At 37.3% G+C, this 10,880-nt stretch carries 12 protein-coding genes, 1 rRNA gene and 1 riboswitch; of the genes, 10 read left to right on the top strand and 3 right to left on the bottom strand.

Going from position 1 to position 10,880, the window contains the following annotated elements; translation table 11 throughout:
* Positions 1–126 precede the first annotated feature (126 nt).
* Positions 127–831, bottom strand: coding sequence for a bifunctional nitric oxide dioxygenase/dihydropteridine reductase 2 (locus TY13_RS17460; RefSeq protein WP_042478681.1), 705 nt, complete (start codon positions 829–831; stop codon positions 127–129).
* 145 nt (positions 832–976) lie between these two features.
* Positions 977–1,069: riboswitch (TPP riboswitch) on the top strand.
* 92 nt (positions 1,070–1,161) lie between these two features.
* On the opposite strand from TY13_RS17460, the gene tenA reads away from it, so the two are divergent.
* The 8 genes from tenA to TY13_RS17500 all read left to right on the top strand — a co-directional run bounded on the left by tenA (position 1,162) and on the right by TY13_RS17500 (position 7,881).
* Entirely contained in the window at positions 1,162–1,848 is a 687-nt protein-coding gene (tenA, locus tag TY13_RS17465; protein ID WP_042478683.1) for a thiaminase II, read from the top strand.
* A 15-nt stretch (positions 1,849–1,863) separates the two neighbouring features.
* Positions 1,864–2,847, top strand: a complete 984-nt coding sequence (locus TY13_RS17470; RefSeq protein WP_042478684.1) for an ABC transporter substrate-binding protein — start codon at positions 1,864–1,866, stop codon at positions 2,845–2,847.
* Positions 2,848–2,857: 10 nt separating this feature from the next.
* Positions 2,858–3,616, top strand: coding sequence for an ABC transporter permease (locus TY13_RS17475; protein ID WP_042478685.1), 759 nt, complete (start codon positions 2,858–2,860; stop codon positions 3,614–3,616).
* Positions 3,613–4,341 carry an ABC transporter ATP-binding protein gene (locus TY13_RS17480; RefSeq protein ID WP_042478687.1) on the top strand — a complete coding sequence of 243 codons (729 nt, stop codon included), beginning with the start codon at positions 3,613–3,615 and terminating at the stop codon, positions 4,339–4,341. The genes TY13_RS17475 and TY13_RS17480 overlap by 4 nt, the downstream gene beginning before the upstream one ends.
* Before the next feature lie 150 nt (positions 4,342–4,491).
* Complete coding sequence (locus tag TY13_RS17485) at positions 4,492–5,037, top strand: DUF1572 family protein (protein ID WP_326586448.1); 546 nt, start codon at positions 4,492–4,494, stop codon at positions 5,035–5,037.
* 146 nt (positions 5,038–5,183) lie between these two features.
* Entirely contained in the window at positions 5,184–5,939 is a 756-nt protein-coding gene (locus TY13_RS17490) for a GTP pyrophosphokinase (RefSeq protein ID WP_042478690.1), read from the top strand.
* 109 nt (positions 5,940–6,048) lie between these two features.
* On the top strand, positions 6,049–6,762 hold the full coding sequence (locus TY13_RS17495; protein WP_042478692.1) for an N-acetylmuramoyl-L-alanine amidase: 714 nt from the start codon (positions 6,049–6,051) through the stop codon (positions 6,760–6,762).
* A 66-nt stretch (positions 6,763–6,828) separates the two neighbouring features.
* Positions 6,829–7,881: a P-loop NTPase gene (locus TY13_RS17500; protein ID WP_042478693.1), complete on the top strand. Its 1,053-nt coding sequence runs from the start codon at positions 6,829–6,831 to the stop codon at positions 7,879–7,881.
* Positions 7,882–8,068: 187 nt separating this feature from the next.
* Here the strand turns inward: TY13_RS17500 and gerD are convergent, their stop codons facing one another.
* Positions 8,069–8,671 (bottom strand): spore germination lipoprotein GerD, encoded by a 603-nt coding sequence (gerD, locus tag TY13_RS17505; protein WP_042478694.1) that lies wholly within the window; start codon positions 8,669–8,671, stop codon positions 8,069–8,071.
* A 323-nt stretch (positions 8,672–8,994) separates the two neighbouring features.
* On the opposite strand from gerD, the gene TY13_RS17510 reads away from it, so the two are divergent.
* Entirely contained in the window at positions 8,995–9,666 is a 672-nt protein-coding gene (locus TY13_RS17510) for a KinB-signaling pathway activation protein (protein ID WP_042478695.1), read from the top strand.
* A gap of 38 nt (positions 9,667–9,704) precedes the next feature.
* On the opposite strand, the gene TY13_RS17515 is transcribed toward TY13_RS17510, so the two are convergent.
* On the bottom strand, positions 9,705–10,349 hold the full coding sequence (locus tag TY13_RS17515) for a hypothetical protein (RefSeq protein ID WP_042478698.1): 645 nt from the start codon (positions 10,347–10,349) through the stop codon (positions 9,705–9,707).
* 257 nt (positions 10,350–10,606) lie between these two features.
* On the opposite strand from TY13_RS17515, the gene TY13_RS17520 reads away from it, so the two are divergent.
* A 16S ribosomal RNA gene (locus TY13_RS17520) occupies positions 10,607–10,880 on the top strand; the annotation flags it as partial.

Here is a 10,880-nt window from a genome sequence, read left to right on the forward strand (position 1 = left end):
TTTGAAGGGAAATATATTAACATTACGAGTAAAGATAGTAAACGTTGTGAATTGATTAAATATCAACGCTAAAAAGCCTTTGAAAAAATGTTTTCCAAAGGCTTTTCTGAGTGGGGATGTGGTAACCTACTTAGATAAAAACTCAGATCTTTGTTGCTCGTGCTTGTCTACTATAATCTGTTCCGGCACGATGCCTTGCTCACGTAGTAGTTCAATGTTCTGTATAAGGAATTCATCGCTACCGACAACATAGAAGAGCCCATCCTTATCTGTAGCAAGGTTTTTCACTTCTTCATAGTAGTCTTTACGATTATCGACGAACTGTGATACGAACTTCTTGTCAGGGGCAGATGTAAAAATGTTTGGGAATAAGAAATCCTTTGATGAATCAATATTTAAAGAATGAATTTGCTTAACATTGTCAGCACGTTCGAAATAATCCAGCACGAGTGGCCTAAATGTTGCTAGACCGACACCTGATGACAATAGGTAAATATTTTTATCTTCTCGCTTAAGTGGTACATTTGAATGTGTTTTAAAGATTGCTACTTCACTGCCAATCCCAAGGTTTTTTAAAATCGATTTGAATTCTGAGCAATTTTCTTTGATGCGCGTTGTGATACCGATCGAGTTTTCGTTCGGTAAAGTGGAAATGGACATATGGCGAATCAAGCTACGATTTGGTTTCTCTCCCGCATTAAAGCCTTTTAATGCAAAATGAGTGTGTGAGCCTTCTTGCCATGTGAAACCTTCAGGACAATCAAGCATGTACGTTTTAACTTCAGATGTTTCATCAATAATTTTGTTTATTTTAGTCCAGTATATTTGCATTATATTTCTCCTTAGTTAATTATATATTACGTATCTATCATAGTATAAATGATAATATTTCTCAATTAAATGAATAGATTATTTCAAAAACATTTGACAATTTATTTTTATACGTTATGATGTACTAGAAATTAAATAATAATTCTTTTTCTACTAGGGGTGCCAAATTGATGGCTGAGACTTACTCTTAGAACCTGATCTTGTTAGTACGAGCGGAGGGAAGTAGATGGGAAATGAACTTGTTACTTTTTTATTTATAACATTTCATTTTAAAACAACCCCCTCCTATGTGTTCCTTTTAGAAAAAGAACAAATTAGGAGGGTTTTTTTATGAAATTTACTGATGAATTACGTTTAGCAACAAAGGAGAGTTGGGAGAAAAGCTTGAATCACCCATTCGTTCAGGGAATCGTTAAGGGGGATTTGCCTTTTGAAATATTTAAAAATTATATTTTACAAGATATCTATTATTTAAATCATTATGCAAAGGTGCATGCGTTAGCAGCAGCTCAAGCGGATGATTTTGCGATTACTTCACTGCTTGCAGAAACAGCAAGCAGAACTGCTCAAGCTGAATTAGGCGTACATGAGCAGCATGCGAAGATTTTGAACATTACAGAAGAGGATATGGAAAACTTTAAACCAGCACCGACAGCCTATGGCTACACATCACATCTGTATCGTTCGACAATGTTTGGAAATTTAGCATATGTTATTTCAGCTATGTTGCCATGCTATTGGCTATACGCGGATATTGGAAAGAAATACGAGCATGCTAATCCAGAGACTGAAATTTATCGCAACTGGCTTGCTACGTATGCGAGTGACTGGTTCCAAGAAGCGACACAAACGCAAATTGATTTATTGAATTCACTTGTAGAGGGTATGAGTGAAAAAGAAAAAGAGAAAATTAAAGAGCAATTTATTATCGCAAAGGAATATGAATTAGCATTTTGGGAAATGTCATATACATTTGAAACATGGTTATCAGAACGTGATGAGAAAGTGAAGCTATAACAGGGGGATATTTTAATGAAAGCAATTATAAGATGTTTGCCATTTCTAGCGCTGCTCCTTCTTTTAGTAGGATGCCAGTCGAAAGAAAGTGAAGGTAACGAAAAAGTTCAACTGTTCTTAGATTGGACGCCGAATACAAATCATACAGGAATTTATGTAGCAAAGGAAAAAGGCTATTTTGAAGAAGAAGGTTTAGATGTTGAAATTATGCTGCCAGGCGAGGTAAGCACGGAGCAAATTATCGGCTCAGGAAAAGGGCAGTTCGGGATTAGCTTCCAAAGTCAAGTAACACAAGCGCGTTCAGAAAACATCCCGATTGTTTCAGTCGCTGCGATTATCCAAAACGATACGAGTGGTTATTACACACCGAAATCAAAAGGCATTAAAACGCCTAAAGATTTTGAGGGGCGTGTATATGGTGCCTATGGTTCGGAATTAGAAAAAGCCTCTCTACAAGCGATTATGGACAAAGAAGGTGGAGATGCTTCGAAAATAAATATGGTTCAGGTCGGCAATACAGATTATTTTATCGCTATGGAACGAGATATTGATTTTGTTAGTATTTTTTATGCATGGACTGGTATTGAAGGAGAAATTCGAGGCGCGGATATGAACTTTATTCAATCAGCTGATTATGCGCCAGAGCTAGATACGTATTCGCCACTTATTATTACAAGTGATGAAATGATTGAAAAAAATCCTGAAACGGTGCAAGCATTTATTAACGCTGTATTTAAAGGTTATGAGTTTGCGATTAACAATCCTGAAGAAGCGGCAGATATTTTAATTGCGGCGGAACCAGACCTTAATCCAGAGCTTGTGAAGCGCAGTCAGGAATGGTTATCTCCTCGTTATAAAGAAGGAGCAGAGGCTTGGGGTATTCAAGAAGCGAGCCGTTGGGAGAACTACGCGAACTTTATGATTAAGAATCAGATTATTGAAGGAGTAGACATTCAAAAAGCATTTAACAATGAATTTATTACAAATGCTATGAAGTGAGGAAGCAGTTATGAAAATCAAAAGTCTATGGAAACCAGCTCTTGCACTTTTGATTGCAATTGCTCTTTGGGAATTGGCAACGAAGTTATTTCAAATTGAGGTGTGGTTATTACCCGCACCTTCTACGATTGCACAGGAAATGGTTATTGTTTTTCCGGCCTTTTTACCACATATGCTGGCGACGATTAAGCTAGTCTTAGTTGGCTTCTCGTCAGCCATTGTGCTAGGCATTATCGTTGCGACATTGCTACATATTTTTCCAACGGCACGAGAGATCGTGATGCCATTTCTCATTATTTCTCAAAACATCCCAACCATCGTATTAGCACCGCTTTTTATGATTTGGTTTGGACTAGGGGATTTCCCGAAATATTTAATTATTGCCATGACCGCTTTCTTTCCAATCACGATTGCAACGCTTGATGGATTTGGACAAACAAACCGTGATTTGATGCATTATATGCAAATGATGGGGGCAACAAAAAAGCAAACGTTTTTTAAATTGCAATTGCCTGATGCGGTGCCAAGTATTTTTTCAGGTATAAAAATTGCTGCAACCTACAGTGTGATGACGGCGGTTGTAGCGGAATGGTTAGGTGCGCAAAAGGGGATTGGGGTATTTATGACATTATCCGCTTCTTCTTACCGGACATCGCGCGTTTTCGTTGCTATTGTCGTCACAATTATTTTGAGCCTAGCCTTTTTCGGTCTATTTTTAGCACTTGAAAAATGGTTTACGCGCTGGAAACGAAATGAGGGAGCACAATGACTTTACAAATTCAGCAACTTCATCACTCTTTTGGGGAGAAAAAGATTTTGTCTGATGTTTCCTTCACTGTTGAGAACGGGGAATTTGTTTCGATACTAGGACCATCTGGTAGCGGGAAAAGTACTTTATTTCATTTAATTGGTGGCATTTTAAAACCTGAGCAAGGAAATATACTATTAAATAATCGCGATATTACAAATCAAAGTGGACACATGAGCTATATGCCCCAAAGTCCCTCGCTTTTTCCTTGGCGAACGGTATTGCAAAATGCAATGCTTGGAAGTGAGTTGGCAGGAATAGCAGATGAGGCAAAGGCGATTGACTTATTGCAAAAAGCCAATTTAGGCGAGATGATTCAGGCCTATCCGAGTCAATTATCGGGCGGAATGAAGCAACGGGTAGCATTTGTTCGTGCTTTACTTAGTCCGCAACCACTAATCTGTTTAGACGAGCCATTTTCTGCACTCGACTCTTTCACGAAAAAAGAGATGCAGCAGTGGCTATTGAAAACATGGGAAGCGTACGATAAATCCATTTTATTTATTACACATGATATTGAAGAAGCACTTTTTTTATCGGATCATGTAATTATATTATCTACAAATCCAGCAACTGTAAAAGCGTCGATTAAAGTTCCTTTTAAGCGTCCACGCGATGAACAATTATTCTTGAGTGAAGAGTTCCTACATTGGAAACGCAAAGTAGTCGAGGCACTGAAGGAATAAACGAAAATGGCTATTGGGGAAACCTGATAGCCGTTTTCATTTATTGTGTATAAGAAGTGGACATATTTCCTTTTGTTTTCTTACCTTGAGTGTTAGCTATCCAAAATGATATTTTTAGTTTATTCTGAATATAAAATCTGAGAGGGAGTGATGATGTTGGAATTTGGAAAAGTCTATTTGACGATTATTCATGCGCGATTTAAAAGCTTAAAGGATTTAGGAGATAAAGCTATTGCTCAATTATCTGAGGAAGGTCTTCATTGGACGCTTCATGAATCATCAAACAGTATATCTATATTAATTCGCCATTTGAGTGGAAATATGATTTCAAGATGGACTGATTTTTTGACAAGTGATGGCGAAAAGCCTTATCGAAATCGAGATGAGGAATTTATGGATACAATGGCTACGAATGAAGAATTATTCGCACTGTGGGAAAAAGGCTGGAACATTTTATTTCATGCTCTTGAACAAATTCCTGCAGAGCAGCTTCTAACAACGATATATATTCGCGGAGAAGCACACACCGTAATCGATGCAATCGAAAGACAGCTTGCTCACTATGCAATGCATGTGGGACAAATTATTTTTATTGCGAAACAGATACAAAAGGATGAATGGCAAAGCTTGAGCATTTCGAAAGGGCAATCGAGTGAATACAATGAAATGATGTTTAATAAAGGTGGCACCAAATGAAATCAAAGCGTAAATTGCTAAGTGTTCAAATAAATCGCAGTGCAATAAAGACTGCTGAGTAATTGTAAATAGTTTTCATTCGCTTATTACACAACATATCCAGTAAAATAAATAGCAGATGAACTTACTAAGTAGAAGGTGAAACAATGAATACTAATATCCAAATAAACAAACTAAAAGCTATGGCAGATGAACTAAAAAGATTTATGCTTGTTTATAAATTTGCATTAGATGAAGTAAATACGAAAATTAGCATTTTAAAAGAGGAATTTCAATTTATTCATGATTATAATCCTATCGAGCATACTTCTTCGCGCTTAAAATCACCTGAAAGTATTTTAGGGAAAATCGTTAGAAAAAATATGGAGCCAACCTTACCAGCAATAAAAGAGAGTATGCGAGATATTGCGGGTATTCGTATTACTTGTTCGTTCAGATCGGATATTTATCGCATTAAGGAAATGCTGTGTAATCAAAAGGATATTGAGTTAGTAGAGTGCAAGGATTATATTGAAAATCCGAAAAAGAACGGCTATCAAAGCCTACATTTAATCGTGAAAGTACCCGTATTTATGTCAGATAGAGAGGAAAAGGTTTACGTAGAAATTCAAATTCGAACGATTGCAATGGATTTTTGGGCGAGCTTGGAGCATAAAATTTATTATAAATACGACAATGTTGTTCCAGAAAGGCTGACAGCAGAATTAAAAGAGGCTGCTTTAGCTGCTACTGAACTAGATAGAAAAATGGAAGCCCTTCATCAAGAAGTAAAAGAATTGAAATCTGACGATGAGAATAAACTAATGGAATTTCATCTTGAAGAAAAGCATTTTAATATCCCAATGAAACTAATTGAAATGGTGGGCGAAGGGATAAATGACAAGGATAAGCTTAAAAAATAAAGCTTTTTCAATTATAGGGACGTGTCTAGAAAGGACTTTTCAGACACGTCCTTTTTGAACGCATACGCACGTCCACTTTTGCGTATAGTAAGTCAAAGGTGGTGTGTATATGAAGCGTTGGTTAGCGCTAATTGTTATTATGTTTAGCTGTATGATGATTGTCGTTTATGAAACAAGTGCCTCCGATAAGCGCTTTTTTTTGCCTGAGCCATTAGGTGGGGTGAAGATAGTGCTTGATGCAGGACATGGTGGAATTGATGGCGGCGCTTCTAAAGGTGATGTTGTTGAAAAAAATATTACGCTGGCAATTACTGAAAAGGTTGCTCGTCAGCTAAAGAGATTAGGTGCAGAGGTGATTATGACTCGTACAACAGACGAGGATGTACTAGCTGAGCATGCACCAAATGAGCAATTCCCAACATTACGCGAGCGTAAAAAGCAAGATATCTTTTTACGTGAAACAATTGTTCAAAAGCAGCAACCGGATTTATTTATTACGATTCATGCTAATGCAATCCCAAACAGTAAATGGCGCGGTGCACAAGTGTTTTATCATAAGGAAGGCGATGCTCGTGGTGAGCTTTTAGCAAAAACAATTCAAGATTCTATCCGGGAGCATTTACAAAATACAGACCGCGAAGCATTATCGATTAAGGAAGTTTATTTATTAAAAAAGGCGCAAGTGCCGGCGGTGTTAGTGGAAACGGGTTTTTTAAGCAATGATGAAGAGCGGGCATTATTGTCGGATGCAGGCTATCAAGAAAAAATGGCTATGGCCATTGTGCGCGGTATTGAGAACTACTATCTCATGGAACTCCAATAGCTATATTGCAACGATGGGTGTGTTATACTACTAGGTGGATATAAAAATAGGGGAGTGTTTTACGAAATGAACGAACAACAAGTCAGAGAATTGTTGGGACAACTACAAGATCCTTTTTTACATAAAACATTAGCGGAAACGAACGGTATTGTAAACGTTAATATTAAAGAAGAAAAAGGACACGTTAGCGTAAAAATCGCAATTGCGAAAACAAATACACCTGAGCAAATGACACTTCAAATGAAAATTGTTGAGGTGCTGAAAGAAAATGGTGCACAATCTGTAGGTATTCGCTTTGAGGAGCTATCAGCCGAAGCTTTAGAAGCATTCCGTGGGCAAGCAAATGAAGCACAGGCGCAAGATATTTTATCACCATTATCAACCGTACAATTTATTTCTATCGCCTCTGGTAAAGGTGGGGTAGGGAAATCAACAGTATCAGTAAATATGGCTGTTGCGTTAACACGCCTTGGTAAAAAGGTAGGGCTAATCGATGCTGATATTTATGGTTTTAGCGTGCCAGATATGATGGGTATAGGAGAAATGCCTGTTGTGAAGGACAACCGCATTTATCCAGTTGAACGCATGGGTGTAAAAGTTATTTCAATGGGCTTCTTTGTTGAAAACAATGCACCAATCGTATGGCGTGGTCCAATGCTAGGTAAAGTGTTAGATCAGTTTTTCCGAGATGTAGAGTGGGGAGAGCTTGATTACTTATTATTAGATTTACCGCCAGGTACAGGGGATGTGGCATTAGATATTCATCAAATGTTACCGTCTTCAAAAGAAATCGTTGTAACGACACCACACCCAACAGCAGCATTTGTAGCAGCACGAGCAGGCGCGATGGCACTTCAAACGAACCATGATATTTTAGGGGTTATTGAAAATATGGCATGGTATGAATCAAAATCAGGTGAGAAAGAATTCGTCTTCGGTCGCGGTGGGGGGCCGAAATTAGCGGATGAATTACGTACAGAGTTACTAGGTCAAATTCCACTAGGACAGCCTGACTGGACAGAGGAGGACTTTGCTCCATCTATTTATGCAGAAGATCATCCAACAGGGCAAATTTATTTGGAAATCGCTCGTCAAATTGTAGATAAGTTAAAAAAATAACGATAAAAGGGGTGGTATCAGGAAAGAGTAAAACTTTCTTGATACTTCCCCTTTATTTGTTTTTGCTCCCCATGAGCAGATTTTTAAAATGAACCTCGTCTAAGTTTAAGAATTTCCGCTAAGGGAGATTAAAAAATCAGAGCAATAACATGCTAAGGTGTAATTTATTTTGAGTATCATAAAAGAGCTATTGTTTTTGCTCTTCATTACTTTTGTCTTTACTGTCATCCTTTGATTTTTTCGATTCAGAATCACCAGAGCTACTAATTTCCCCATTTTGAATAATTAATTGCTGCCACTTTGATTGCAATAAAGGATTGTCAATCGTATCCATCACTATCTGTTCCATTTGTTTACGAAGTGGTGCGCTTTTTAAAATAGTCTCAAGTTGCTTTTGCATTTCTGTTTGTCCAAAAAACGACTGTAAATCCTCCTGATAGGATGCGTCCTTCATTAGTCCTTTTAAAATTGTCTCTTGTTGCTCCTGCATGCTTTTAGCGATAGCCTCTTTAAACTTTGGGTCCTGAAATGTTTTTTTCCAAAATTCCTCTGCTTCTTTGGATAATAACGTTTTCTCTGTAGCTTGCTTTACTTCGTCGCTATCGAGTACGAGTAACTCGCGAAACTTTGGATCCTCCAGTATTTGGCGAATAGCCTTTTTCCCATCCTCAGTTTGTATGGAGTCAACCATGATTTTTTTCACTTCATCGTATGATAATGTGGCTGATTTTGACTCGGTGCATCCAGCAAGTAGGATTACAGAAAAAATAATAAGTCCAATTCGATACATTATTTATCCGTCCTTTCATCTTTATTCAGTAGAAGGTTCCCATCATTCATAAGGAGATGGAACAGCATACTTTGCTATTTAGTTCAGCGAGTGTCTTAATACCCGCCGAATCAAAATAAATTTGCGGCGGATGTTAAAAGCTTTTATACGTAAGCTCGAAAAAATTAGGCAAAGGTTAATCGAAGTATAATTAATCGTAAAGCTCTTTCATTTATTGTTCACATTTTTACGAATAATATGTATTGCACTCATTGAGTATTAGCTTTTTTATGTCGTCATTGCTAAAATGGGAATGGAAAATATAAAATGGGGGACATTATGTCGTGACAATACGAAATTGGATTAAGTTTTTCCTTATGTCGCTATTAATTGGTGGCGGCGTAACAGCCATCGCAAGTCTTTTTATACGCTGGGATTTCTTTCAACCATACTTAAAAGCTGGAGAATTCGGCGAGTTCATCGCTGCTTTCGCATGGATGATTTTATTAGGTTTCACAATGAGTGTTATTGCACAAGCAGGATATTTTGGTTATTTAACGTTGCACCAAGTAGGTGTTAATATTTTCCGTACGTTAACGTTATGGAATTGGGTACAAATGTTATTAATTGTAGTTGTGATAGTAGATTTAGTGATTTTCCGTTTTGCACCAGGAGCAGAAACGACGAAGGATTGGCTATTTTACATTGGTTTACTATTGGTTTTAGTATTCGGTGCAATCGCAACAGCTGTTCAAAAAGTAAAAATGACAGGTAAAAAACATGTATTAATTCCTTCTATATTTTTCATGATTGTTATTACATCATTAGAATGGATTATTGCTTTAATGGGACGTCAAGATAATATAAACACATATGTTGCCTTATTATTATTCCCATTACTCGCAGTTAATGCATACCAATTGTTAATGTTACCTAAATACAACGCTAAGTCTGAGGAAGACCGCAAAAAATTAGAGGAGCGCCGTAAAGCACGTAAGCAGGCTGCCCAAAATTAAAAAACGATGGTGAGGCATAGTATTCACCATCGTTTTTTTTATTGAGGAAACTTTTTTGTCTTTAACTGATAGCCAAATAAATTTTCTTCTATAGAAACAACAGGATTTTGTTGCATAAATAAAGTGAGCTGTTCAAAATCAATGGAGGAATCTACATGTACAGGAACCGAAACAATCATGCCTTCTTCGATAGAAAGGTCTTTATGCCAAAGGACTGTTGGTGCAAGCATGTTGATTCGGTGACTAAATATATGTTGCTTTAAATCCTCTGAAAACATATAATCCTTCGTCATAAACCAAAGTGGCTCCCTATCAAAATGTTTCTTATAAAGAGCGATTTCATCTTCTAAAAGTTTATTATCGATATAATCTGTACTATTATGACCGAGGAGTGCGGTTGGGATACGTTTGTCTTTGATTATTTTAATCATTGAAGGTGAACGTTCAATCCAAGCACTGTCGAGTAGCAGTAAAGGATAAGGAGCTTTCAGATCTTCAAGCCAAGTTTCAAAACCTTCATGTGAAAAAGTGACTTCGAGAATTAAAGTTTGTCCATAATGTCCTTTTGAAATAATTGCAGGTTCATTCGTCGCGTTAAATGTCGGTAAAATAGTGGAGATTTCTTTTTGATAAAATAATAGAACTGAAAATGCCAAAGCTAGTAATAGCAATGTTTTACGCATTTTTTAACCTCCTTTATTTAATGGGGTTTCGCATAGAAAATAGTTTTCTATAAAAAATTTATGAAAAAGTGTTGACTTTAATGAATGAATGATGCTATTATGATAAAGTCGCCATGAGATAACGCGACAATGAAACGAAATGAACCTTGAAAACTGAACAAGCAATACGTGAATGAATAAAGTTTCATTGAATAGATGAAACACAATTTTGGACATCAAAAAGATGCCAGCAAAAATTTGAGCTTACTCAAATTCTTTTTATGGAGAGTTTGATCCTGGCTCAGGACGAACGCTGGCGGCGTGCCTAATACATGCAAGTCGAGCGGGCGTATCTTTGGTGCTTGCACCAGATTTACGCTAGCGGCGGACGGGTGAGTAACACGTGGGCAACCTGCCCTGTAGATGGGGATAACTCCGGGAAACCGGGGCTAATACCGAATAATACTTCGAAATACATGTTTTGAAGTTGAAAGATGGTTCTGCTATCGCTACAGGATGGGCCCGCGGCGCATTAGCTAGTTGGTGAGGTAA

This window comes from Bacillus ndiopicus, from assembly GCF_000612805.1.
Taxonomy (GTDB): domain Bacteria; phylum Bacillota; class Bacilli; order Bacillales_A; family Planococcaceae; genus Metasolibacillus; species Metasolibacillus ndiopicus.